This is a genomic window from Gracilimonas qinghaiensis (assembly GCF_046602855.1).
GTDB lineage: Bacteria > Bacteroidota > Rhodothermia > Balneolales > Balneolaceae > Gracilimonas.
In genome coordinates this window covers 2,180,001-2,205,000 of the sequence record NZ_JBKINJ010000001.1, presented here as the reverse complement: position 1 = coordinate 2,205,000, position 25,000 = coordinate 2,180,001, and the positions used below count along the sequence as shown (strand labels likewise).

The window sequence follows — 25,000 nt, the reverse complement described above, 5'->3', positions numbered from 1 at the left end:
AAAAATGAAGACTTCTTATCAGAAAATCAGTGAAGAAGAATATAAAATAAAGGGTACTAAGCATTGGGGTGGACTTACAGGAATGGCAGATTATTGGTTGATTACAGCCAGGGAAATGTCAGATAATGGAGATCTTGGAAGAGATATTTCATTCTTTATACATGATTCCAGAAACGGAGGTATAGAAGTAGAAGAATATTACAATAATTTAGGTCTCTATATGCTTCCCTATGGTAAGAATAACATCAATATAAAAGTGAATGAAGATCATAAACTTCAACCTGAAAGTACCGGTGTTACTATGATGCTGGACCTTTTACATAGAAGCAGATTACAGTTTCCTGGAATGGGAATGGGTTTTCTGCGAAGAATGATGGATGAGGCTGTGGATCATTGTAAGAGTAGGATTGTAGGTGGCCAAAGTCTTATTGATTATGATCAGGTAAAACATAGAGTTTCTGTTATTCAGTCTTATTTCACAGTCTGTTCAGCTATGTGTACTTTTACAAGTACAAATGTTCCGTTGGAAAAAAATACATCCAGAATGGATCTTGAGGCTAATACTATTAAAGCATTGGTCACTGACTATATGCAGCGCGCAGCACAATCATTATTACAACTAAAAGGCGCAATGGGTTATAGACTTGATAGTATTGCAGGCAGGTCTGTGGTTGACAGTCGACCATTTCAGATATTTGAGGGATCTAATGATATTTTGTATCAGCAAATGTCAGAATCCGTATTGAAAAAAATGAGAAAGCTAAAAAAACAGAATCTTTACGAATTTTTGAGTGAGTATCATCTAACTCAAAGATCTTCTGAATATTTTTCTGAATTACTGGACTTTGAAGTTGATCCTAAAATGCCACAAAGAAAGTTAGTAGATCTTGGCAAAGCTATAGGAAGGATCATTTCACTTGAGTTTACTTTGAATCTTGGAGACCAGGGTTTTAATAAAGAACTTATACGAAATGCAGTTTTTGTTCTTGAGGATGAAGTAAACTCGATTATTCAAACCTATAGAACGGGTGGAAAATCAGATATTGTTCTTGATTATAATATTGATAGTTCCTGGTACAAGAAACTAAGCACGGTGAATGCCTCAAGCTAAACAGATAGTTGTAATTACCGGTGCTGGGATCAGTGCTGAAAGTGGGCTGTCTACTTTCAGAGATTCGGGTGGCCTGTGGGAAGGTTACGATATCAACGAAGTTGCTTCCATAGATGGTTGGAGAATAAACCCTGAAAAAGTACTCGATTTCTATAATCTAAGACGTAAACAGGCACTTGAAGCTAAACCAAACAATGCCCACAAAGCATTAGCTGATCTCCAAAATGATTTTGATGTACAGATCATTACACAAAATGTAGATGACCTTCATGAAAAAGCCGGTTCAAAAAATGTACTTCACTTGCACGGTGAGTTGAATAAGGCTAAAAGCAGCAAAGTTGATGACTACATTGTCGACATTGGCAGTCAACCTATAGAATTGGGGGATAAAGCTGCAGACGGTTCTCAATTGAGGCCTCATGTAGTTTGGTTTGGAGAATTGGTTCCTAATCTCGAAAAAGCTGCCCATATTACTTCTAAAGCAGATATACTCATTGTAATTGGAACTTCACTTGTTGTATATCCGGCTGCCGGCTTGATTGATTACGTAAAACAAAGTATCCCAAAATATATTATAGACCCCTCTGAACCTGAATTTCGCGACTTAAGTGACTGGAATCATATAAAGGAAAAAGCTGCTTCAGGAACACCAAAATTGGTAAAAAAACTAAAAGACAAGAGATAGAATAATGGCAAAACGAAAGGCGAGTGAAGAAGAAAAAGGTATTTTAGAGCAATTCATGATACCATTTTATCATGTTGAGAAAAGAGTTCCTTTGTTTCCCGGAAAATCCTCACTGGAATCAGAGGCCGGTTTATTTGGGATCCCTGAAGGTGAACTTAAATCCTTTCGTAACAATATGGATGAAAATGCACGTGAAGCTGCTTTAGACATCCTAAAAGATGATGAAATCGTTGATTGCCTCGACAAGTTACCCTTTGACGGTGAAGAAACGATCGTGGCATTTGGGGATTCTATTACAGAAGATGCTCAGGGTTGGTTTACTATTTTAAAACATGTCTTGGAGATCTCATCTGAAAATCCGGATTTTAATTTTGTAAACGCAGGTGTATCCTATAATACTACAAGTGAAGCATTAAGAAGGATTGACCGAGATGTGATCATACATGAGCCGGATTGGGTAATTGTGGCATTAGGCACATTTGATCCACAACGTTTGAATATCGCTCCAAATCGAACTCTTTTACCACTATCTGAAACGTGGGAGAATATTGAAACAATTCAGTCTGTATTAGAAGAAAGAGTTTCAAATCCAATTATCTGGGTTACTCCTGCTCCGGTTATAACCGAAATGTTGAATGAAAATCCCTTATATGATTTCACCATTGAAAATAAAGATCTAAGTCAGGTACAAGAGTTGATCTCCGGCAAGCAGGGGGCTATCATAGATGCAACAGCAAGGCGTATGGGAGAGGGGGGACCCCAAGCCTGGAATTATCTACCAGACGGACTGCATCATTCGTTGACGGGCCATATGGAGACAGTAAAAGGAATAATTAAAAAACTGGCAGAACCTAAAGATTGATTCTGAAGTTGACCAGTTGTATTGATGGAGTAAATTTTCTACGGATATTATCTTCACTAATATCGAAGGATGTGAAAAGTAATGGAGATACAAAACCAATACTGTTTCCATTTTCAAAAGATACTGCAATAATGCCGTCTGTAGTGTTTGAAGTTGTGGACGCAGTGGCTCCGGGAATAATCCTGTCTGAGATTATAAAAGAATCAACAATCCCAAATCCGAAACCTGCAATGGCGCCTGCGGAAGCTCCATATTGAAGCCCTTTAACGATTGGCTCATTTGCAATTAACATGACAGAACTTGCTATAACAGAGCCCGCAGCTGCTCCATAAAAGGTGTCTAGAAGGACTATTATGGAGGAGTTGTTACCATCATTGAAAGTTCCTGTGACAATCATGGCGCTCCCATTTGTTTGAGAGATATCGTAAGCTCCTATACCAATACCATAAAGTGTTCCCAAACCAACTCCCACCCTTAAAGGAGCAAAATCAGAGTCATTGGTCAACCCCATGACAGCACCACCTAAGAGAGTCCCGTTGACAGTGCCATTTAACGTATTGCCTGCCAGTAATTCTATTGTTTGTCCCTTAGCAAAATTTGAGCTGAAGATAAGAGTTAAAAATACTATTAAAACTGTGGTAATTTTCTGCATCCTATAATGTTTTTCTTCTGAATTTAGTGAATAATGCAAGGTAAAGCTAAGCTTAGGCAGGATCATTAAGAGCAACTGGCAGAACTTTGCCATTGTAGAGTTGATGTCCATTCAGGATGAAGTCAGAAATATAGTTTCCCATCTGTTGAGGACTAACAGGGGCTTCAAGACCCGGGAAGGCTTCAGATAGCATTTCAGTTTGAACGGCACCTATTGCAAGGCAATTTACACTGATCTGGTCCTCACTAAACTCAGCACTTAGTACTTCTGAAAGACCAATAACTGCAGCCTTTGCTGCACCATAGGCTGCCAGTCCAGGAAATTTAAGGCTGCCTTGAAATCCGGACATGCTGGAAATATTTAAAATATGACTGCCTTTGCTCATGTGTGGTTTTAATGCTTGAACCAGCCGAACTATACCATACAGATTCACATCCATTAAATTTTTAAACACGTCAATATTTGTATCTGTAAAAGCTTCTCTATGTACAAGGCCTGCATTATTGATAAGTCCATCGATATTACCGATCTGTATTGCCTTATCAGCAATTTTTTGAACTTCATCAGGAGCTGTAATATCAGCGGTAACTGGATGGATAATGCCACCTTCAGCTTCTGAAGAGAGTTTTATTAGTTTACTTTTAGTTCGGGCAGTGGCAATAACAGTATGTCCGTCGTTTGCTAATTTTAGAGCTGTTTGGTATCCGATTCCCCGGCTGGCTCCGGTAACAATGATAGTTTTACTCATAAGGTTAAATGAAGATTGAACAGGTTAATTTATACTTTAAAAACAAATGTAAATTGTTGGATTAAGTTCCCATTGGCTTGGAAAAAGCGCTTTTTTAGTGGTAAATTTATAACCAATAGAAACTATAATGAAAGTAAGGCTTACTTGATGAATTCAAAAACCGGCAAAACATTAGTTCCCAGTAATATTGAAACTCTCAAGCCTTATGTAGCCGGTAAAACAATCGCTGAAGTTGCTGATCTATACAAGCCTAAGAAGATCGCAAAACTTGCTTCAAATGAGAATCGATTGGGTTGCAGTGCCAAAGTAAAAGCAGCTGTTGATGAAGCTTTCAAAGAAATTCAAGATTACCCGGATCCTGTCGCAAGGAAATTAAAGGCTGCCATTGCCGAGCGAAATAAAGTCAAACCAGAAAATGTAATCCTTGCTGCAGGATCAGAGAGCATCATTTCAATTCTATGTAAGACATTTTTTCTGAATAAGGAAAATGCTATTACGGCTGATGCTACTTTTGTAGGCTTTTTTGTTCAGATCGGGGTCAGGGGTGTACATTTAAAAAAGATACCCGTCACCTCCGACTACAAATATGATCTGAAAGCCATCGCTAATGCTATCGATGATAATACCAAGATGGTTTATATCGCAAATCCAAATAACCCAACAGGTACTTACAATACGAAGGAAGAATTTGATTGGTTTATTGAGCAGGTTCCGAGTGATGTTTTGGTTGTTGTTGATGAAGCTTATCACGAATATGCAAAAGAGGTAAAGGACTACCCTCAGGCTCTCAATTATGAACACGATAATATCATTGTGTTGCGTACCTTTTCGAAAGCATATGGACTCGCAGGTTTCCGAGTAGGGTATGCCATTGCAAATGAGGAACTCATCAAAAATATGATGAAGACCAAACTCACGTTTGAACCAACAACCCTGGGTCAAGCAGCAGCATTGGCTGCCTATCATGATGATGAGTTTTTGAAAGAAAGTGTTAATCTAGTTGAGAAGAGTAAAGAACGGTTATACACATTTTTCAATGAGCATAATGTGAACTATGTGCCATCTATATCAAATTCTGTAATGATGATCTTACCGACTGAAGAGGACGCGATCGATTTTACTCAGAAAATGATGGAGAAAGGGGTGATCCTCCGCAGGATAAATGCCTTTGGTTTGCCTAATTGTATAAGAATTACAGTAGGACTGCAAGATGAAATGGACCATTTCGAGGAGTCATTTCTGCAATGTTCAAAGAACGTGTAGCAATCTAATCTTATAAGGCAGAGCAATTCTTATTATCGATATTACGAACTGCCATCTGTATAAGGAATTTTAAATAAGTTTTAAGAAAAGTATCATGGCCAAAAAGAAGTCGGCATCAAAGAATAAAAAATCACCTAAGGTTGATTGGAAAAAAGTTGCTCATCTTATGCTCACATCCAGAGCTATGGACGAGAAGGAAGAAAATGAGCTGGTGCCTAATAAAGAGGTGCTTTATCAGTTCTCAGCAAGGGGACATGAATTGGGACAGATCCTTTTGGGTAATCTATTGACTAATAAACATGATTCAGCAAGTGCTTACTATCGATCAAGGCCGTTGCTTTTAACTTTGGGACTATCAGAAGAAGACGCAATGGCTGCACCTATGGGTAAATCCGGCGGTTACAGTGATGGACGTGACATCGGTGTAGTTTGTAACAAACCCGATGCTGATGGCCCAAAAGTTTTGCCTATGGCCGGTGATGTTGGTTCACAATACACACCAGCAATTGGTTGGGCGCAGGGTATAGAATACAAGCGCGGTGTACTTGAAGAAAACGAATATGAAAAGGCTATTTCAGTAATACTCGGTGGCGATGGATCTGTTGCCACTAATGGGTTCTGGTCTGCTTTGACAATTGCAACCACCCAGAATCTGCCGGTTCTATTTTATATAGAAGATAATGGCTATGGTATTTCTGTAACCAGTGAGTATCAGACACCCGGCGGTAAGATCAGTAACAATCTTCAATCGTTTAATAACCTAAAGATCTATGATGGCGATGGAACGGATCCTGAGGAAGCGGCTTCTTTGCTTGAGGAATCAGTAAGTTACGTTCGGGACCGAAAAGGACCTGCTATGATCAGGCTTACTGTACCAAGGCTAAATGGACATTCCTACCAGGATAACCAGGCATATAAGGATGATGAACTGATCAAAAAAGAGCAGGACAATGATCCTCTTGACAAGCTCAAGGCGTTCATGGTGCCAGATCAAATCACTGAACGTACCTGGAAAAATTGGAAAAAAAAGGCCAAAGAAACAATTGAGGAAGCTGCCGATGCCGCATTATCTCGTCCCGAACCGAATTCGGCACAAACAGAAAAGTTTGCCTTTGCTGAAGATGAGATACAACATATTGGAGGATTAGCTGTTGAAGGGCATGAATTTCCTGAAAGTACTGAGGAACCTATATCTGAAAAGCAGCGAATCAATATCGTAGAAGCCATTCGGAGAACTCTCAGGTATGAACTGGAAACCAATCCGAAACTGTTAGTTTTTGGAGAAGATGTTGGGAAGAAAGGCGGTGTACACGCAGCTACTATGGATCTTCAGTCACAGTTTGGAGAGGAAAGGGTTTTTGATACAAGCCTTTCTGAAGAAGGCATAATTGGTCGTGCAGTTGGCCTTGCTTATCAGGGTTTGATGCCTGTAGCTGAAATACAATTCAGGAAATATGCCGACCCCGCAACTGAACAACTTAATAATTGTGGAACCACACGGTGGAGAACAGCGAATCGGTTTGCAGCTCCAATAGTTGTAAGAATGCCAGGTGGTTTTGCCAAATGTGGAGACCCATGGCACAGTATGAGTAATGAAGTTTTCTTTACGCATGCTATTGGCTGGCAGGTAGCTATGCCAAGCAACGCAGAGGATGCGGTAGGACTTTTACGCTCAGCCATGAGAAGCAATAACCCGACTATATTTTTTGAACACAGAAACCTTTTGGATGCTAAATATGCGCGTAAACCTTATCCGGGCGACGAATTTATTGTTCCTTTCGGAAAAGCTAAAAAGTTGCGCGAGGGTGATGACATTACGATCGTGACATGGGGAGCTATGTGTGAACGTGCTGAGGAGGCTGTTGAAAAAACCGGCGTTTCCGCAGATGTACTAGATCTCAGAACTCTGATGCCGTGGGATAAAGAAGCTATTTTAGACTCCATTAAGCGAACAAACCGATGTCTCATAGTTCATGAAGATAACCGAACGGCCGGCTTTGGTTCAGAGATCGCAGCGGTACTTGTGCGTGAAGCTTTTCAATATCTGGATGCCCCGGTAGAACGAGTTACGATGCCTGATATACCTGTTCCTTATAATGTTAGCCTTATGGAATCTGTTTTGCCTAACGTGCAAAAAATATCAGTTGCCATAGAAGATGTAGTTAGTTTCTAAAGGCGTAAATATATGTTACATGAGTCTTTTTTAATTTTGAAATCATAGAGATTACATCGCGTAATCAATACTTTGTGATGTCTTTATAATTTCAATCACTTTTTTTGAGACTCAGAACAAAAATCATTATAAGTTTTATATGTGTTAGCCTACTTTTAGCTATAGTAGGTTTTGTCACAGATTACTATACCGGTCAAATAAGGCAGGCTCAGCTCAACTCAGTCAATGATGCCTCCAGTGTAGTCATATATACAGGTGAACTGGAAAGGAGCCTCTATCAAAGCCTTATTTTTTTAAACGGAATTCGGGAAGCTTATCAGATAGAATCGAACTATACGACCGTTCAGGAATTACCATCAGTAACAGATCTGACCAATAAATTTGAAACTGAGTTATCGAATTTTGAAGAAGCTTTTTCAAAACTTGAATCACTGATCAAGGAAAACGAGCAACTACCTGAAGATCTTACTGATCTTTTTAGTAGTTACAAGGTTTATCGATCTATTGCCAGGGAGTGGCTGATTTTGGGGGGAGAGAATTCGGCTCAAGCTAATTTGATGTTCATTACATCTATTGAACCCTATTTCAGGAATAACATCATTCCTGAGATCACAAAAACAAGAACGTATGTATTGGATGTGCAACAGGACAAAAATAGAAGCTTATCGGAATCATTAAAAGAGGCTGCTTATATAAATTACATCGCCACATTTTTGTCTGTTTTGTTTGCAATAGGACTGGCTATTTATATCTATCGATCTATTTCCAATCCCTTGGAAATGGTTAGCCGAACTGCTAAGAAATTGGGTGAGGGGAATCTCGACGAAAGGATAGTTTATAAAACAAAAGATGAGATCGGAGACTTGGCAGAGGCTTTTAATACGATGGCAGCGCGTCTTCAGAAGTCCACAGTTTCTAAAGCTTATCTGGATAACATTATTGAGTCAATACAGGAGGCACTTTTTGTTGCTGATACTGATGGCATCCTGGTAAGAGTGAATTCAGCAGCTGCTAAGCTGACCGGCTATAGACAAGAGGAAATGCTTAAAAAGCCATTGACACACTTCTATAATTTCAGGGAAATGGGAGAAGTATATAATCAAAAACGAAAAAATGATCATTGGTTTGAATTTTCCCTTATTCATAAGAATTCCCAAACTATACCTGTACTATTTTCTGAAGCTGAACTGCTTGATAATAGCGGATCTAAAGTGGGTAGTGTGGCTGTAGCCAGTGATATCACTGAACGAAAGAATGCTGAGCGACAGATAAGAGCTTCACTAAAAGAGAAGGAAGTTATGCTGGCGGAGATTCATCACAGAGTAAAAAACAATCTTGCAGTTATTTCTGGTTTACTTCAGTTGCAAAGCTATAATGCAAAAAATTTAAGCGTTCAGGAAGCTTTGAATGACAGCCAGCTTAGAATTCAGTCAATAGCCCTGGTTCATGAGATGCTCTATGAAAGTGAATCCTTGGCTTACATCAAATATGACAAGTATATAAATGATCTCTTGCAGGCTATAAGCAGTATGCATTTGAGTGATGAAAAACAGATAGAGCTAATAATTGAAGTTCAGGCATTTGCATTAAGTATTAATCAGGCAATACCATTTTCCCTGCTTATAACAGAATTGGTGGTCAATGCCTATAAGCACGCTTTTAAAGGTAAGAAATCAGGGCGCATCCAACTTGAAGTTCAAATGGATGGAGATATGGTTGACATGAGTTTAAAAGATAATGGACATGGCGTTGATATTAATGAGTTCAATAACTCTGATTCACTTGGTGCTACTTTGATTAAAACACTTAGTAGTCAGTTGCAGGCTGATTTTCAGATTATTGAAAATTCTGAAAATAGTGGTAGTTTTTTCCGGGTTAAATTCGAAAGAAAAGGGTAGCATCAGATGGTTCAAAAAATTTAGTAACAAAGGCCCCTGAAAATCGTAGTTTCGTTTATGATCATGAAAAACGATCTTAAAAATTACTAAAAGTTTAAAGGGCAACACATCATTGATCGATAGGCGTACTTACATATTATTGCTTTGTGGTTTGGCGGGGATAATTTTGTTTTTTCTGTTACGCCCTAATATCGATTACTTTGCATCAGGTGCTATCAGTGAGAGCAAGAGAGAGGTTGAACAGAAAATCAGAAGATTGGCTCCTGAATTGGGCTTTTCCACGGATACCCTGGCCATCATGTCTATGAGGAGACAGCACCTCAATTATTATGACATCCTCAGTGATACGGTACAAAATGAGGCCAATCCGGCAAGGTTTAATGAGGCCGGTTTGCATATTCAAAGTTGGGAGTCAGTGATTGGCAGACCTCATAAGAGCAATGGTGCATTTGCGTCTTTGAACGGTCTTTTTGAAGATGTAGGATTACTGAAGTTCAATGTGTCGAATGCAGGTCGCATAATAAGGATCTATAGTAGGCCTGAAAGAAATAATCCAATCTTTATCAGGGGTGATTCCCTGCTATCACTTGCATCAAATGTGGTACAAAATATTTTGGCATATAATCTTGCAGATTATGAGTTAAGGCAAGATGTATTGAATAGTGAATCAAATTTAGCAAATGAAGCCCAAAATACCCCAAGGGACGTTTCGTCGAGTTCACCCGGAGAATCATTGCGAATACAATGGGAACGAAAACCCGGTGTGACCAATACTCCTGAAAACTTGATCATTGAGTTGGCACCTTTTGTACGCGAATTTGATGATGAAATGGGATTCAGAACGGAGTTTGGATTTAGTATCACATCTTTTAAAGCTACGAATGCTTATGAACCTGATGACTTAGTTTCAAATGCATCAGAAGACATAATGTTCTCATATATGTTCTTCTCTGTTATATTAATTTTGGCTATTCTCATCTTCTCTGTTGGCACCAGAAATATATTTAAAGGGAAAGTAGAGTGGCGACGGGCTTTGGCGATCTTTGTCCTGATATTCTTAGGGATTTATGGCTGGCGGGCCATTTTTTTTATGAATAGTTTTGACCCCTTTTTGACCAATTCAGGCGTATTCATTGGTACTGTAAATAATCTGCTTTTTGGTCTCATAGTCGGTCTGTACGCTTCACTGGCTTATATTAGCTGGGAAGCTTTGGCGCGTTCTCAGTCTCAAAAACAGGTCAATTTGATAGACGCACTCTGGCAGCGAAATTTCTTTTTGAGTGAAACAGGAGCGGGTTTAGTACATGGGGTTGCTTTGGGCGGAATTGTGATCGGTATGTTGTCGGTTCTTTCATATGCATTCGGTGTAGTTCTTATCCAGGCCGACAGTCAGTTTGGTTATGCAGAGGCCGGTATTACACCCAAAGTTCTGACTATGAACATGAGTGCATGGACAACCACATGGTTAGTAACGACCGGTCAGATCGGATTCATATATTCCATCCTTAAAAACTGGATCAAGAGAGATTGGCTGGTGAGTGTCTTATCTGTCATTTTAATTGGGATCAGTATTTCAGTTTTAGGCAGGTTGGTAGGCACCAATGGAACTATATGGCAGGATATCGGAATCTATACCGGTGTAGCTGTATTGTTTGTTTATGTAATAAGAGAATTTGGATTACTTAGTGTAAGTACTGCCTGGTGGTTTTTTACTGTATTCTTTATGACGCTACCATATATGGGAGCGGGGTCTTTTGAGATCTCCTATGTTGCATGGGGTCAATACATGTTAATGGCAGGTGTTTTAGTTTATGGTTTTGTCATTTACAGATTTGGAACTTCAGTTACACAGCTAGAAGAGTATATTCCGGAGTACGAAGAGCGAATTGCTCAACACCTCAGGGTTGAAAAGGAGATCGAGATAGCCAGGGAAAGTCAGTACAAACTGATGCCTCTTCAGCCACCAAAATCCGTAGAATTTGATGTATATGGATTTTTTATGCCTTCATTTGAGGTTGGGGGTGATTACTTTGATTATATAATGACTGAAGATGATGACGGTCAGGCTTCAGCATTAACAATGACAATTGTGGATGTATCAGGTAAATCTATGCGGGCAGCGATGCCGGCTGTATTTACCAGTGGATTATTACTATCTCGTATCAGACATGATTGCCCGGATGAGGTACTGTCAGAGATAACTGAGCCTCTGTTTAACCGTACGGATAAGAGAACATTCATTACTTGCGTACTTGCACGACTTGATATCAAAGCTCAAAAACTTGCCATTGCCAATGCCGGTCATTGCAGGCCGATATTAAAAAGAAATGGAATAGCCGAATACATTCATACACCAAAACCATCATTTCCATTAGGGATGCTAAAGCATGTGAAATATGAGCGCGAAGTTTTGAGTATGAAAAAAGGTGATTTTCTTTTGCTTTATTCTGATGGTTTACCGGAAGCTGTGAATGATAAAGGCGAAAGATTTGGTTTTGATGAAGTACCAAGATTAATAGAATCTATTGATACAGAAAACATGAGTGCAAAAGAAATAGCTCAGCAGATAAAAAGGACTGTTCAAAAATTCAGCAGCTATCAATTGGCTGATGATACCACTATCATATGCCTGAAGGTTTAGGGAAATTTATATTATCAAGAATTTAAAATTTTACAATATTTCAAGACCATAACTCTCTGATTTTATTTGTGATGGGATTGCAGTATTGCTGAAAATCATAATCAAACAAGATGAATCAATAAAAATAATATGGCTCAAGAACAAGACTTCGAATTTAATGTTCCGCCACAGTTCGAGAAAGTCACGAAAAATATCCGAATTATAATTATCGGTATTATCGTGCTATTTCTCGGCTTTACAACATTTTTTACGGTCGATCCGGAAGAAGTGGGTGTGGTAGTGCGGTTAGGAAAATATGTAGAAACAGTTGAACCGGGACTTAATTACAAGATCCCTCTCATCGATCAGGTAGAATTGGTTCCTGTTGAACGTCAACTCAAGCAAGAATTTGGTTATAGAACCGTACAGGCAGGGGTGCAAACCCAATATCAGAAAGCAGGATATGAGAACGAATCATTAATGTTAACCGGTGATTTGAACCTTGCCGATGTGGAATGGGTAGTTCAGTATCGTATAAATGATCCATATAATTACTTATTTAAAGTACGAAATGCAGAATCTACTCTCTCTGATATCTCTGAAGCAGCAATGCGTCAGATCGTGGGTGATAGAACAGTGAATGAAGTTCTTACTGTTGGCCGTGCTGAAGTTTCTATCGAGGTTCAAAACTTGATTCAGTCGCTGGTTCAGGAGTATCAGCTTGGAATAACCATCGAGCAGGTAGTACTTCAGGATATCAATCCGCCAGATCCGGTCAAGCCATCTTTCAACGCAGTAAATGAAGCTCAGCAGGAAAGAGAAACCTTGATTAATCAGGCAAAAGCCGATTACAACAGGGTTATTCCACGTGCACGGGGCCAGGCAGAGGAAACCATACAAAGAGCCGAGGGTTACGCTTCCGAAAGGATCAACAATGCCGAGGGTGAGGTATCCCGTTTCAACGACCTTTATACAGAATATGTAAAAGCACCTCAGGTTACTAAGCAACGAATTTACTTAGAAACAATGGAAGATATTATACCAAAAATGGGTAATAAAACTATTACGGATGAAAGCGGAAATAACGTACTCCCGTTGCTTCAAATGCAACTAGATGGAGAAAGAACATCTTCTTCATCTCAAAATAATAATGGAGGCAACTAAGATGGGACAAACTAAAGGAATTATTGCAGCAGTAGTTGGTTTACTCATAGCACTCACGGCTTTTGATGGGCTTTATATTGTACATGAAACAGAGCAGGTAATTATTACTCAGTTTGGTGACCCGATAGGGGATGCCATAACACAACCGGGCCTAAAATTCAAAATTCCATTCGTTCAGAAAGCGAATTTCTTTGAAAAGCGCTATTTGGAATGGGATGGCGATCGGAATCAAATTCCAACCAAGGATAAGAAATTTATTTTTGTGGATTCATATGCTCGCTGGCAGATAACCGATCCCCTTCAGTTTTATCAACGGCTAGGAAATGAACGTGGTGCACAATCACGTTTGGATGATATTTTGGATGGAGAAACACGAAATGCCATCGCATCACATGATCTACTGGAACTTGTTAGAACAAGCAACCGCGAACCTGACACAACCGGTGCTTTAATGCTTGAAGTGGTTGAGGATTCTCTTCAAGACATTCAAACGGGGCGTAAACAAATTCAGGAAAACATTCAAAATATGGCAAACCAAAGGGCTGAAGAACTAGGAATCGCTATTTTGGATTTCAGAATTAAACGTATTAATTATGTGGAAGATGTACGTCAAACGGTTTATGATCGTATGATCTCTGAACGTAATCGTATTGCTGATGAGTTCAGGTCAGAAGGACAGGGTGAAGCTTCCCGTATAAATGGTGAAAAAGAAAGAGATCTTGCTCGTATTCAATCGCAAGCTTTTCGTGAAGCTGAGATCATACGGGGTGAGGCGGATGCCGGAGCTGCAGCAATTTACAATGCTGCGTATAACCGAAATACACAATCCCGGAATTTATATTCATTTATACGTACGATGGATGCCTATACAAAAACCATTGATAAAGAAACGAATATCATTCTTTCAACTGACAGTGATTTCTTCCGCTACTTGAATAGCATTGATTAGGAAAATCAAACCTAAATCGTATTTTAAAAGCATGGGTTAAACACCCGTGCTTTTTTATTTTAAATAGCTTTATGAATATGACTCAAAAAGAAAAATTAGCTCGATTTATTGCAGGGATAATCGTATTTGCACCTTTCTATGGAATCGGTTTGTATTTTTTTTCCGATACCGGATTCGAATGGTTCGAAACGCTATTTGTGGCAGTGTTTTGGTCTGCCGGGATGGTTATTTTTGAGACCTTGTGGCGAAAGATAAAACCGATCAAGAACGAAAGTTAGCTCATTCCTACCTGTTTCGCTAAGAATCCTGTTGTTCTCGCTTCAAGCTTCTATGTTGAGGCACAAAAATCAGGTATGATCTTGCACCATTGTATACAACTGCACCACCCGTAATTGGTCGTAAGAGACTTCCTCATTCAACGTATCATAGATAGGGCGCAGAAGTTCATACCCATGATCATCAAATGCCTTCTGTACTTTCTTAATTTCAGGATCTCCTAATTGTGAGGCTTCAAGAATATTATCAGATGGTATGGAGTGCCCTGCTTTCACAAACTTACTTAGGTAGTTAACTACGGTACCTTCTTTAACGTCGATCTCAGAGGCAATTACAGATACTGTTTTCCCCTCCCGAAACATCTGTCCGACTTGATATGGACGGCTGTCTCTACTCAACGTTTTCTTAATTTTTTTTGTCCTTTGATGTGTATCTGACTTAGATCTCTCATCCAGGTCTTTCTCTTTACAAAAGTCTTTGATCACCCTGAGAAAATCGTCCCCATATTTCTTTGCTTTAGCCCTACCGACTCCGTGAATGTTTAGTAAACTTTCGTTGGATTGCGGGTAGTAATATGACATTTCGATGAGTGTTGTATCACCAAAAATGATAAATGGCGGAATGCTCTGATTTCTTGCCATATCCATGCGCTTTTCTTTTAGAAGAGCGAATAGATTTCGATTGAAATCCAGCGATTCTATATCGGACTTGGCGGAGGATTTGACTCGCGCTTTTTGAACAGGTTCTTCAATGATTCCATACACTTCTTGATGTCCCTTTAGTATCTCCATGGCCTTTGGAGTTAGTTTTAAACTTTTATGCTCAATCTCGCGAACTATAATATCTTGTTTCATCAACTCGCGGTACACTTGCTTCCATTCAGGCCTGCTGAATTCCTTACCGATGCCATAAGTAGAAAGTTTGTCGTGGTTGAACTTCAATACTTCTTTACGCCGTGAACCGAGCAGGATATTCAATATGTGATTGTAACCGAATCTCTGCTCTGTACGAGCCATAGTAGATAAGAATTTTTGAACGGGGACCGTGATTTTTTCCTTTTCCGGAGTATTTCCCGTGCAAAAGTCACACATGCCGCAATTTTGCTCGTTGAAATGTTCCCCAAAATATCCCAGTAGTTTGATCCTCCGGCATTGCAGAGCCTCAACATACTGCATTAATTTTTGGAGGTGTTTTTCTGCAATTCTTTGTTCTTCTCCAGTTTTCTTGTTGATGAAATAGCGGATCTTGTTAGCATCCCCATAACTGAATAGAAATAGGCAATCGGATTGTAGCCCATCCCGCCCGGCACGTCCAATTTGCTGATAATAGGATTCAATATTTTGTGGGATATCGTGATGTACCACAAACCGGACATCGGGCTTGTCGATTCCCATACCAAAGGCAATGGTCGCCACAATGATATCTGCTTCATCCCGGATAAATGCGTTCTGATTTTGCGTACGTTCATCTTCTCCAAGTCCCGCGTGATAAGGCAGTGTATTAAAGCCGTTGGCATTAAGATCTTGGGTAAGCTGATCTACCTGTTTCCGCGAAAAACAATAAATGATACCCGATTCACCTTCATGCCGTCTTAAAAAATTAAGGGTCTGCTGAAGTGCATTGGTTTTGGTAACTACATCCAGGTACAAATTCTTTCTGTTGAAGCTTGCTACAAAGGTATTGGCATCAGCAAGACCCAATGAATTCGCAATATCTTTTTGAACACGGGGAGTAGCTGTTGCCGTTAATCCAAGTATAACGGCGTCTTCAAACCGTTTGGTAACGTTAGAAAGCTGTCGATACTCAGGACGAAAATCGTGTCCCCATTCTGAGATGCAGTGGGCTTCATCAATAGCCAGGCATTCAATTTTTAGTCCGGATAGTAGATTTAGAATATTGCCCTTCAATAAAGTTTCCGGAGCAAGATAAAGCAGGTCCAGTTTATTCCTGCGGATCTTATCTAATGTGGATTCATACTCTTGAGGTGAGAGTGAGCTGTTCAAGTAAGAAGCCGATATTCCATACGCTGTAAGTTGATCGACCTGATCCTTCATCAACGAAATAAGTGGTGAAACTACTATGGTAAGGCCATCAAAAATAAGTGCGGGAATTTGATAGCAAAGTGATTTTCCTCCACCTGTTGGCATTATTGCAAGCGTATCCCGCTTTTGCAGCACGTTTTCAATAATGTCTTTTTGCAGTGAACGGAATTCCTCAAAACCGAAAACTTCATGGAGTACGTGTTCTGCTTGTTGGATATCAGGCATATTGGCTAAAAATGTTTCTGAATTTTGCATGATCTTTTTCTAAGGTAAGAGCTATAAAAACCGAATTCCTTACAGATTTTCTTGGGAAAGAGAATGAAGTCAGGTTATAAAGAAGATATGCCTAGTATTTTTTTGAGTACTAATATGCATCGGCTAGACCTCAATATTTAAGGAATGAATATGCATTCTACTTTCGTTTGACTAATGTACTAGGGCACAATTAGATAGAAGAACTGACCCTGAAACTGTTTTTCTCATTATTAAACAGCCATTATGTTGAAGATTGAAAAGGGTAATACAATTTATCCATTCTCAAAGGGTATTTTGGCACGTTCAATGCTTCCGAGTGGATTATCTATTGAGACCATCTACGAAATTACGGAGGAAGTTGAGAGTTTTTTTCAATCTGAAGAAAAGCCCATTCCTGCGCTTGAAATTCATGAAGAAGTAATCCGTATTCTTGAGAAAAGGGGACTTAAAAATGAGAAAAAACGATATCAGGTCAGCCATGATATTGCACAGCTTGAAAAACCACTTGTAATTATAATTGGCGGAGCCGCGGGTGTGGGTAAATCAACCATTGCAGCAGCGCTTAGAAGGCGCCTTGGAATTGAGCGCGTTATTGGTACAGATGAGATCCGCGAAATTATGCGGTATGTGCTACCAAAAGATCTTATTCCGGCACTTCATGAATCCAGTTTTGATGCAGGTGAAGTGATGTCAGGGCCTGATATTGAAGAAAATGTATTGATTGGGTTTTCCAGACAAGCGAAACTTGTAAACCGAGGGGTTCATGCCTACATCAAGAGAACGGAGAAAGAGGGGCTAAAAGCCATTTTTAATGGCGTACATCTTGTGCCAGGATATTTGAATGTAGAACTAGAAAGTCCGGTGCTCATGTTTCACTATCTGCTAACTGTAGAGGAGAAAGAGCGACATATTAAGCGCTTTCATCACCGGGCAAGCGGAAGTTATCGTAAAGCTGACAGATATGCTCAAAGAATCGAACAAATACGAAGTATTCAAGAATATTTAATTCAAGAAGCCCGAAAAACGGGAATTAAAATCGTTAATAACATCAATATTGATCAAACCGTCAATGCAATAGTTGACAATTTGATCCAAAACTTGGACGAGCGAAACAGACATGAATAAAAAAACTCAACCATCTGAAAAACTGAACGTTCCTATTCGTCGTTTTGTAACTAATCGGCTGATTGCAGTAAATAAAAATTCATCTATTCAAGATGCTGCTTCGAGAATGGTAGAATTTAATATCAGCTCGTTAGGTATTGTTGAAGACGATAATGTGATTGGTATAGTGACAGACAAGGATCTCAAAAAGAGAGGATTGGCTCAGGGGCGCTCTCCAAAACAATCTGTCAGTGAGATCATGACTCATGATCCGATCACTGCTGATATAAGCTCTTCTGTGCTGGATGTGCTCAAGCTTATGTCAAAAAATAAGATCAAACATCTTTTTGTGACCGAAAATGGAAAGGTTGTAGGCGTAACCACTTTGAAGGAACTGGAAGATCTGGATCTTCAAGGCTTGGAAACATTCATAGCAAGGTAAAAACTTAATAGAGTAATGAAGATCTTTCATTTTTCAGACATCCACGCAGGAAGTGATAAACATTTCAGGAAAGAGAACCTGCTGTATATTATTGATGAGATTAATAATGGTGATTATGATCTGGCTATCTTTACGGGCGATGCCACTAATGAGGGACAAAGACATGAGTATGAGATAGCCAAGGAAATGCTTGATAAGATCGAGTGTCCATTAATAAGCATTCCAGGCAATCATGATGCAAGATCAGGTGGGATAGCACTGTTTGAGGAATACATTGGTCCTCAAAACGGAATTTATGAGCATGGTGATGCGGTTGTTATTTCTGTAAATAGTGCGGTGGGAGACAGCAATGATGGGCGGATAGGCAGGGCCAAGTTCAACAGGCTGAAAAAAGCCTTGAATGATCACAGTGAGAAGGAAATTAAAATACTTGCGATTCATCACCATATTCTGCCAACCCCCATGTCAGGAAGAGAGCGGAATGTACTTGCCAATGCAGGTGATGTTCTTGATCTGATCCAAAAAGCTGATGTTGATCTGGTTGTTTCAGGCCATAGACATTACCCGAATGTATATGAGGTGGAGGACACTGTATATATCAATGCCGGAACTGCCTCTTCAGTCAAAACCCGTTACGGTGATGTAAACTCCTATTGCACTATAGAGATCAATGACAAAATAAAAAAAGTTATAACTAAGCGGTTAAATGGCGAAGATACGGTTCGCAAGTATAGTAGAAATAGGAAAAGAGTTTTTTCAGAATTTGGGAAAAAAGAGTTTAGAGCCATACAACTCTCCAATACCTATTTTTCCGAAAGCAACTCCTTTCTGGCACAGCATTATGAGGAGGCAGTAAAATCAATCCGAATGTTAGACCCTGATCTATTGATACACTGTGGGGGGATTGTGAAAGAGGGAATTCCACGTGATTATAATATTGCTATAAGTGAATTGAATAAACTGGATTTCCCGATGGTGTTTACACCTGCTGCAAGAGATATTAATTACCTTGGCTACCAATTGTTTAATCAGTATTTCGGAGAACTGGATCAGAAATACAACAACGAGAAGATGCTTTTCCAGGGTTTGTCTACGCCGCAGTATGATTCTTCCGTAGGCGTTGTCGGAGAAACAGAGCGTAAGTTATTGCTGGAAAGTCTCAATGAGGCTCCCCAAGAATTTCGTTCGGTATATCTTCATCACAATATCATTCCTATTCCACGCAGCCGTGAAAAAGGCTTACTTGAAGACGCAGGAGATCTGCTTCGCGAACTGGTTGATGCCGAAATTGATCTCGTTCTTACAGGAACCAGCTATCATCCTTATGCTACTAAGGTCGGAGGAACGGTAATTGTGAATGTGAATTCAATGAGTAGCGTCTATCAGCGAAGCCGGTTTGGAAACTCTTTCAACGTCATTGACATCTATGAGAAAGTCATCGTAGTCTCGGAAGTCAATGCACTATGGGGTAAAAAAAGATTGCTAGGGATCTGGGAACGGGCTTAACTACATAGTTTATTATTTTACTGTCAGTTGTGTAATATATTATAGACTCTGCATTCTGTTATTTTCTTCTGTCAACTCATCAAACTCAACATTCAGTATGTTACTCAGGATGTCCTTGCTATCTGAAGTATTTATATGTGCACCCATTTTCATCAATATGTTATAGAGTCCCAAGTGAACGCGGGTGGTATATAAAAAGTGTTGCGAACCCCGTGGTTCATTTCCTATTGGAGCATCCTTTGTGAAATATTTGATGGTATTTCTGTATTCCTCGTCTCCAAAATTGAAAACCTCAAACTTATAAGGTTCGGCGAAGGTCATACCATAATTACGAGCAAACTTGAAATAACGCTCTTCGTTTTCGGGTGTATCTGAATCGGGTTTAATGACGTTCAGTTTTTCATATAGCTTGCGAATAGCTTCTTCATTATTATCAAGATGGGTAGGCAGCAAGCGCAGATAATCCATGAAAAATTCTTTAGGGAATTTCTTTACGCAACCAAAATCGATAACCCCCAACTTTCCATCATAGGTAAATAAGAAATTACCGGGATGAGTGTCAGCGTGTACGTAATCCATATCCTGTATTTGATTATGGAAAAAATCCCATAGCAACTGACCAAAATGGTCACGTGTTTCCTGTTCGGGGTTTTCCTTCAGGAATTCACCCAGATGCCGACCTTCCAGGTAGGTCATGCAAAGCACTTTATTTGTAGAATACTCTTCGACCCACTCGGGTATTTCGATATCTAATCCTCCAAAACGCTCTCTGAAAAGATCAATTTGCTGGCCCTCATTTATGTAGTCTGTTTCTTCAAGTAGAGTTTCTTTAACTTCATCGAAATACGGATCTATATCTGCTCCTTTCTTAACAAGACGCTTTACAAGGATCTTAGCCAGGCCCAGATCCGAGTCAATGGTTTCCCTTACGTTGGGATACTGAATTTTGATGGCCACTTTTCGACCATCTTTCAACACGGCTTTATGTACTTGCCCGATCGAAGCCGCCGCAAAAGCCTCCGACTCAAAACTTGCAAATAACTGTTCCGGATAGTCTCCTAACTGTTTTTTTATAATTGAACGAACCAATGCTTTATTTATAGGTGGAACCGAATATTGAGCCTGGGTCATGACTTCCGCGAATTCCTCAGGAAGAAACCCTTGGTCCATGCTCATTCCCTGTGCAATTTTAAGTGCAGTCCCCCTAAGTTTGGTGAATTCCTTGAATACTTCTTTTGCGTTTTCGGAATGAAAAGCCCCATCTGTGTTACCGTTCGTATTTCCGGATTTCTTTTTGAGATATCGCTTGGCGTAATTTGTACCTACTTTAATGCCGGTTTTGGCGATGCGGCTGCCCCGCTCAAGTTTCGATGAAGGAAAGTCTTTACTCATGTGGAAAGTATTTATAATTAGTCAGAGGTGTTATTGGTATCGTTGTCTTCTTCATCCTCAATTTCAATATCGACTTCTTCATCAGGTTCATTTTCAAACCAACTAGAGATCCAATCATTGAAACCCTCGACTTGTTTGCTGAAGCCGAATGTGCTCAGAGAATATTTAGCCAGATCAAAACCTTTATCAACGATCTTGGAGTAGACTATCTCCTCAACAAACCCTGTGATCTTATCGGTGAGAGCAAAAGTGCGTTCGCGACCTTCACTTTCATCCTCAAGCCAGAATTTGATCAGAAACATAAATTGCGTTTTCAAGGAAGCATAAAATAAATCACCTATAAATATTCCGGCGCTCGTAGCAATATTTCCATCTGATGTGAAAAAATCTTTAAAGAGAGATTTGATCTCCTGTTGAAACTGACTTCTTGAAGTACATTTCCATTCGTATTTCTCGAAAGTGTCTTCAACAAACTCCCGGCGCTCTTCCATCATGTCAAAAAGCGTGAATGCGAAGTTGGAGAGTTTTTCACTGATCGAAAAGGAATCGAAGTCTTCGATCTCGCCTATCATTGCCTTATATCGTATTACCAAGGAAGGGTAATAGAATTTGAGTATGGCATCTTTGTTGGGAAAAAGAGTGTATATCTGCGAGGCCGTTTTGCCCGTTTTATCGGTTAGATTTGGGATTGAAAATTTATCCTTAATATATAGGTCTAAAGCAGCTTCTGTCAGCTCTATCTTGGTATTGATTTTTTCTGTATCCATAGTCTCGTATTTATTCACTGATTTAACGAATGCGGAAAGCTTTCAGTTCGTTGCTACGATAGAAATTGAAAATTTGTTTTGAATGGCTACTTTTTCATCGCCTTTGAAATCTTCTGACATATACCCGTACCCGCTCTCAAGCTCCACTTAATAAACGTGATGTTCTACCTGAACCGTTTACTGCACTGGTTCTGGGTAATACGACCGGATCTATAAGGTTTGAAGCATTAATCAGTATAGAACTGCCCAATTGTCTGTAAAACATCATGCCTTTTTTCGTCCGCAGTAACTCTAACAACCATCATATCAGTATTGGGGACAAGAATTTATTTAACCTTTTGTTGGTTTCGTTTAGGCACTGCCTTACCATTACTGGTAGATGTTTGTTTCATGTCCGGGAAACCTGACAGTGGGAGCTTTGGTTCAGTAATAAATTGTCCATCATGTTTTGCCGATTTGTAGATGCAGCTGAAATATGACTATTTCTTATGAAGTCAGAACCCCAGAAGACAAGGCAAATTCAGTGTCCATGCTCATCATCAACATTATATATTCATATTTATTTAAATAATTCTTTTCACTTTTTGTTACTCTGCTCTTTTATTTGGGTGTTAGGTTTCTTAAACACTATAACAAAGAGCCCTCAGGGCATTCATTATACGATTTTGAATAGCACAGAAGTATTAGCAAAAAAGAAGAAATTTATTTCAAATAATACTTGCGGTGAATAGGGTATAGCCCCTATCTTTGTAATCCTTTCAAGGAAACAAAAATCGCTGACCAAACAGATGTTTAGTCGGCATTTTTTTTCGATGAAAGTTTAGTTCTTAGACATAATGAAGTATAGATCAGATTGTTTGTGCGAGCGAGAGCTTGTTCAATTCTTTGATGCATTAATTTGCATTTACAAAAATGACCAAGAGCGTAGGGTCTGCTCACAGAGTATAATTTAATTATTTACAATGGAGAGTTTGATCCTGGCTCAGGACGAACGCTGGCGGCGGGCTTAACACATGCAAGTCGAAGGAGAAGGTAGCTGCTTGCAGCTACTGGAGACTGGCGGACGGGTGAGTAACGCGTAGATAACCTGCCTATATCTGGGGGATAACATCTCGAAAGGGGTGCTAATACCGCATAATGCAGCGGGGCCGCATGGCCACAGTTGTTAAAGGTTTCGGCCGGATATAGAGGGGTCTGCGTACTATTAGTTAGTTGGTGGGGTAACGGCTCACCAAGGCGATGATAGTTAGGGGGTCTGAGAGGATGATCCCCCACACTGGGACTGAGACACGGCCCAGACTCCTACGGGAGGCAGCAGTGAGGAATCTTGCGCAATGGGCGAAAGCCTGACGCAGCCACGCCGCGTGCCGGAAGACGGCCCTATGGGTTGTAAACGGCTTTTGAATGGGAAGAACGAGAGGGTTTCGATCTTCTGTGACGGTACCATTTGAATAAGCACCGGCTAACTCCGTGCCAGCAGCCGCGGTAATACGGAGGGTGCAAGCGTTGTCCGGAATCATTGGGTGTAAAGGGTGCGTAGGCGGGAGCCTAAGTCTGTGGTGAAATCTTGCCGCTTAACGGTAAAATTGCCATAGATACTGGGTTTCTTGAGTACAGAAGAGGTCGGTGGAATTCGTAGTGTAGCGGTGAAATGCATAGATATTACGAAGAACACCAGTGGCGAAGGCGGCCGGCTGGACTGTAACTGACGCTGAGGCACGAAAGCGTGGGGAGCGAACAGGATTAGATACCCTGGTAGTCCACGCTGTAAACGATGTATGCTAGTTGTTGGTCCTTTAGGGCCAGTGACGCAGTTAACGCAGTAAGCATACCACCTGGGGAGTACGTTCGCAAGAATGAAACTCAAAGGAATTGACGGGGGCCCGCACAAGCGGTGGAGCATGTGGCTTAATTCGATGCAACGCGAGGAACCTTACCTGGGCTAAATCCACAGTGTTATCTCCCGAAAAGGAGAGTCCCTTCGGGGCACTATGGAAGGTGCTGCATGGCTGTCGTCAGCTCGTGCCGTGAGGTGTTGGGTTAAGTCCCGCAACGAGCGCAACCCCTGTGGTTAGTTACCAGCACGTAATGGTGGGGACTCTAGCCAGACTGCCTACGCAAGTAGTGAGGAAGGTGGGGACGACGTCAAGTCATCATGGCCCTTACGTCCAGGGCTGCACACGTGCTACAATGGATGGTACAATGGGTAGCCACCCCGCGAGGGGGAGCAAATCCACAAAGCCATTCTCAGTTCGGATTGGAGTCTGCAACTCGACTCCATGAAGGTGGAATCGCTAGTAATCGCGTATCAGCAATGACGCGGTGAATACGTTCCCGGGCCTTGTACACACCGCCCGTCAAGCGATGGAAGTCAGGAGTACCTGATGTCGCTCCAATAAGGAGTGCCTAGGGTAAGCCTGGTAACTGGCGCTAAGTCGTAACAAGGTAGCCGTACCGGAAGGTGCGGCTGGATCACCTCCTTTCAAGGAGAGCGTTCCTGCAATATGGAACTACGACGCTACGCAACCGCTCGTATCAAACAATCTGATCTGTACTTTTTTATAGCGGGTTAATACTCGCCGCAGCCGGCGACAACGCCTGTGCCCATCCCCCGCTGGAACGGGGCTTGTAGCTCAGGTGGTTAGAGCGCACGCCTGATAAGCGTGAGGTCGGAGGTTCAAGTCCTCCCAAGCCCACAACATAGTGTGAAAGGGGCTATAGCTCAGCTGGCTAGAGCACTGCCTTTGCAAGGCAGGGGTCCGGGGTTCGAATCCCCGTAGCTCCACAGAGTTTTTTGAGATATTGAATGTGAGACAGTAGATATGAGAGGGCGCAAGTCCCGGGCTCACATACCAGAAAGAATGTAAGGCAACGATGTTGCCAGACACGAGCCACACGCGCAAGTGTGGGTTCTTTGACATGATGAAAGCAATAGCAATAGTAAAAGGTCTGATGCGGCATATTTCGATATGCTGCAAAAGATAGTAGGGCATTTGTTCGTTCGCGAGCAGGTGTGCTACGCCAAGGTATCTGGATGCGGTTCGTCCCACATCCAGACCACAATTGTAAACCAATAGCATGAATACTTATG

The 25,000-nt window shown here is 40.7% G+C and carries 18 protein-coding genes, 2 tRNA genes and 1 rRNA gene (1 of these 21 running past the window's edge); 16 read left to right on the top strand and 5 right to left on the bottom strand.

Going from position 1 to position 25,000, the window contains the following annotated elements:
- The 3 genes in view from ACKGJO_RS09765 to ACKGJO_RS09755 are tightly spaced (at most 4 nt apart) and all read left to right on the top strand, a layout consistent with a single transcriptional unit that may run on beyond the window.
- Window positions 1–1,111, top strand: partial view of an acyl-CoA dehydrogenase family protein gene (locus ACKGJO_RS09765; RefSeq protein ID WP_411323233.1) — the 3' portion only. 392 nt of this gene lie to the left of the window's left edge; 1,111 of the gene's 1,503 nt are visible here — the last part of the coding sequence; its start codon lies off the left edge, out of view; it ends in the stop codon at window positions 1,109–1,111.
- Window positions 1,098–1,796, top strand: a complete 699-nt coding sequence (locus ACKGJO_RS09760) for an SIR2 family NAD-dependent protein deacylase (protein ID WP_411323232.1) — start codon at window positions 1,098–1,100, stop codon at window positions 1,794–1,796. The genes ACKGJO_RS09765 and ACKGJO_RS09760 overlap by 14 nt, the downstream gene beginning before the upstream one ends.
- A gap of 4 nt (window positions 1,797–1,800) precedes the next feature.
- A complete protein-coding gene (locus ACKGJO_RS09755) occupies window positions 1,801–2,658 on the top strand; it encodes an SGNH/GDSL hydrolase family protein (RefSeq protein ID WP_411323231.1) in 858 nt (285 codons plus the stop codon).
- Here the strand turns inward: ACKGJO_RS09755 and ACKGJO_RS09750 are convergent.
- Complete coding sequence (locus ACKGJO_RS09750) at window positions 2,648–3,310, bottom strand: hypothetical protein (protein WP_411323230.1); 663 nt, start codon at window positions 3,308–3,310, stop codon at window positions 2,648–2,650. The two genes, ACKGJO_RS09755 and ACKGJO_RS09750, sit on opposite strands and share 11 nt — an antisense overlap.
- Window positions 3,311–3,362: 52 nt before the next feature.
- A complete protein-coding gene (locus ACKGJO_RS09745; protein ID WP_411323229.1) occupies window positions 3,363–4,058 on the bottom strand; it encodes an SDR family NAD(P)-dependent oxidoreductase in 696 nt (231 codons plus the stop codon).
- 147 nt (window positions 4,059–4,205) lie between these two features.
- Between ACKGJO_RS09745 and hisC the strand changes: the two genes are divergently transcribed.
- The 7 genes from hisC to ACKGJO_RS09710 all read left to right on the top strand — a co-directional run bounded on the left by hisC (window position 4,206) and on the right by ACKGJO_RS09710 (window position 14,403).
- On the top strand, window positions 4,206–5,321 hold the full coding sequence (gene hisC, locus ACKGJO_RS09740) for a histidinol-phosphate transaminase (protein ID WP_411323228.1): 1,116 nt from the start codon (window positions 4,206–4,208) through the stop codon (window positions 5,319–5,321).
- 94 nt (window positions 5,322–5,415) lie between these two features.
- Window positions 5,416–7,494 (top strand): alpha-ketoacid dehydrogenase subunit alpha/beta, encoded by a 2,079-nt coding sequence (locus ACKGJO_RS09735; protein ID WP_411323227.1) that lies wholly within the window; start codon window positions 5,416–5,418, stop codon window positions 7,492–7,494.
- 104 nt (window positions 7,495–7,598) lie between these two features.
- The gene (locus ACKGJO_RS09730; protein WP_411323226.1) at window positions 7,599–9,392 is read left to right on the top strand and encodes a histidine kinase dimerization/phosphoacceptor domain -containing protein; all 1,794 of its coding nucleotides are present in this window, start codon (window positions 7,599–7,601) and stop codon (window positions 9,390–9,392) included.
- Between the two features lie 166 nt (window positions 9,393–9,558).
- Window positions 9,559–12,033, top strand: coding sequence for a PP2C family protein-serine/threonine phosphatase (locus tag ACKGJO_RS09725; RefSeq protein WP_411323225.1), 2,475 nt, complete (start codon window positions 9,559–9,561; stop codon window positions 12,031–12,033).
- Between the two features lie 129 nt (window positions 12,034–12,162).
- A complete protein-coding gene (hflK, locus tag ACKGJO_RS09720; RefSeq protein WP_411323224.1) occupies window positions 12,163–13,176 on the top strand; it encodes an FtsH protease activity modulator HflK in 1,014 nt (337 codons plus the stop codon).
- Between the two features lies 1 nt (window position 13,177).
- Entirely contained in the window at window positions 13,178–14,125 is a 948-nt protein-coding gene (gene hflC / locus ACKGJO_RS09715) for a protease modulator HflC (protein ID WP_411323223.1), read from the top strand.
- A gap of 71 nt (window positions 14,126–14,196) precedes the next feature.
- On the top strand, window positions 14,197–14,403 hold the full coding sequence (locus ACKGJO_RS09710; protein WP_411323222.1) for a hypothetical protein: 207 nt from the start codon (window positions 14,197–14,199) through the stop codon (window positions 14,401–14,403).
- Window positions 14,404–14,472: 69 nt separating this feature from the next.
- Here the strand turns inward: ACKGJO_RS09710 and recQ are convergent, their stop codons facing one another.
- Window positions 14,473–16,698 (bottom strand): DNA helicase RecQ, encoded by a 2,226-nt coding sequence (gene recQ, locus ACKGJO_RS09705; RefSeq protein WP_411323221.1) that lies wholly within the window; start codon window positions 16,696–16,698, stop codon window positions 14,473–14,475.
- Window positions 16,699–16,941: 243 nt separating this feature from the next.
- Here recQ and ACKGJO_RS09700 point away from each other — a divergent pair, with 243 nt between their 5' ends.
- The 3 genes from ACKGJO_RS09700 to ACKGJO_RS09690 are packed head-to-tail and all read left to right on the top strand — an operon-like array spanning window position 16,942 to window position 19,750.
- A complete protein-coding gene (locus tag ACKGJO_RS09700) occupies window positions 16,942–17,823 on the top strand; it encodes a 2-phosphoglycerate kinase (protein WP_411323220.1) in 882 nt (293 codons plus the stop codon).
- Window positions 17,816–18,244, top strand: a complete 429-nt coding sequence (locus ACKGJO_RS09695; protein WP_411323219.1) for a CBS domain-containing protein — start codon at window positions 17,816–17,818, stop codon at window positions 18,242–18,244. The genes ACKGJO_RS09700 and ACKGJO_RS09695 overlap by 8 nt, the downstream gene beginning before the upstream one ends.
- A 15-nt stretch (window positions 18,245–18,259) precedes the next feature.
- Window positions 18,260–19,750: a metallophosphoesterase family protein gene (locus ACKGJO_RS09690; RefSeq protein WP_411323218.1), complete on the top strand. Its 1,491-nt coding sequence runs from the start codon at window positions 18,260–18,262 to the stop codon at window positions 19,748–19,750.
- A gap of 39 nt (window positions 19,751–19,789) precedes the next feature.
- Here ACKGJO_RS09690 and ACKGJO_RS09685 read toward each other — a convergent pair whose 3' ends face one another.
- Together ACKGJO_RS09685 and ACKGJO_RS09680 are read right to left on the bottom strand one after the other, a co-directional pair.
- Window positions 19,790–21,142 (bottom strand): ABC1 kinase family protein, encoded by a 1,353-nt coding sequence (locus ACKGJO_RS09685; RefSeq protein ID WP_411323217.1) that lies wholly within the window; start codon window positions 21,140–21,142, stop codon window positions 19,790–19,792.
- A 17-nt stretch (window positions 21,143–21,159) separates the two neighbouring features.
- A complete protein-coding gene (locus tag ACKGJO_RS09680; RefSeq protein WP_411323216.1) occupies window positions 21,160–21,909 on the bottom strand; it encodes a TetR/AcrR family transcriptional regulator in 750 nt (249 codons plus the stop codon).
- Between the two features lie 959 nt (window positions 21,910–22,868).
- Here ACKGJO_RS09680 and ACKGJO_RS09675 point away from each other — a divergent pair.
- The 3 genes from ACKGJO_RS09675 (at window position 22,869) to ACKGJO_RS09665 (ending at window position 24,694) form a co-directional block, all read left to right on the top strand.
- Window positions 22,869–24,392: ribosomal RNA gene (locus ACKGJO_RS09675) — 16S ribosomal RNA — on the top strand.
- Window positions 24,393–24,531: 139 nt separating this feature from the next.
- A tRNA-Ile gene (locus ACKGJO_RS09670) sits at window positions 24,532–24,605 on the top strand.
- A 15-nt stretch (window positions 24,606–24,620) separates the two neighbouring features.
- A tRNA-Ala gene (locus ACKGJO_RS09665) sits at window positions 24,621–24,694 on the top strand.
- Window positions 24,695–25,000: the final 306 nt, after the last annotated feature.

Coding starts and splice junctions, on each gene's coding strand:
- hisC (WP_411323228.1), top strand. CDS start 4,206: ATGAATTCAAAAACCGGCAAAACATTAGTTCCCAGTAATATTGAAACT.
- ACKGJO_RS09755 (WP_411323231.1), top strand. CDS start 1,801: ATGGCAAAACGAAAGGCGAGTGAAGAAGAAAAAGGTATTTTAGAGCAA.
- ACKGJO_RS09690 (WP_411323218.1), top strand. CDS start 18,260: ATGAAGATCTTTCATTTTTCAGACATCCACGCAGGAAGTGATAAACAT.
- ACKGJO_RS09750 (WP_411323230.1), bottom strand. CDS start 3,310: ATGCAGAAAATTACCACAGTTTTAATAGTATTTTTAACTCTTATCTTC.
- ACKGJO_RS09685 (WP_411323217.1), bottom strand. CDS start 21,142: ATGAGTAAAGACTTTCCTTCATCGAAACTTGAGCGGGGCAGCCGCATC.
- recQ (WP_411323221.1), bottom strand. CDS start 16,698: ATGCAAAATTCAGAAACATTTTTAGCCAATATGCCTGATATCCAACAA.
- ACKGJO_RS09680 (WP_411323216.1), bottom strand. CDS start 21,909: ATGGATACAGAAAAAATCAATACCAAGATAGAGCTGACAGAAGCTGCT.
- ACKGJO_RS09745 (WP_411323229.1), bottom strand. CDS start 4,058: ATGAGTAAAACTATCATTGTTACCGGAGCCAGCCGGGGAATCGGATAC.
- ACKGJO_RS09760 (WP_411323232.1), top strand. CDS start 1,098: ATGCCTCAAGCTAAACAGATAGTTGTAATTACCGGTGCTGGGATCAGT.
- ACKGJO_RS09695 (WP_411323219.1), top strand. CDS start 17,816: ATGAATAAAAAAACTCAACCATCTGAAAAACTGAACGTTCCTATTCGT.
- hflK (WP_411323224.1), top strand. CDS start 12,163: ATGGCTCAAGAACAAGACTTCGAATTTAATGTTCCGCCACAGTTCGAG.
- ACKGJO_RS09700 (WP_411323220.1), top strand. CDS start 16,942: ATGTTGAAGATTGAAAAGGGTAATACAATTTATCCATTCTCAAAGGGT.
- ACKGJO_RS09710 (WP_411323222.1), top strand. CDS start 14,197: ATGAATATGACTCAAAAAGAAAAATTAGCTCGATTTATTGCAGGGATA.
- ACKGJO_RS09735 (WP_411323227.1), top strand. CDS start 5,416: ATGGCCAAAAAGAAGTCGGCATCAAAGAATAAAAAATCACCTAAGGTT.
- hflC (WP_411323223.1), top strand. CDS start 13,178: ATGGGACAAACTAAAGGAATTATTGCAGCAGTAGTTGGTTTACTCATA.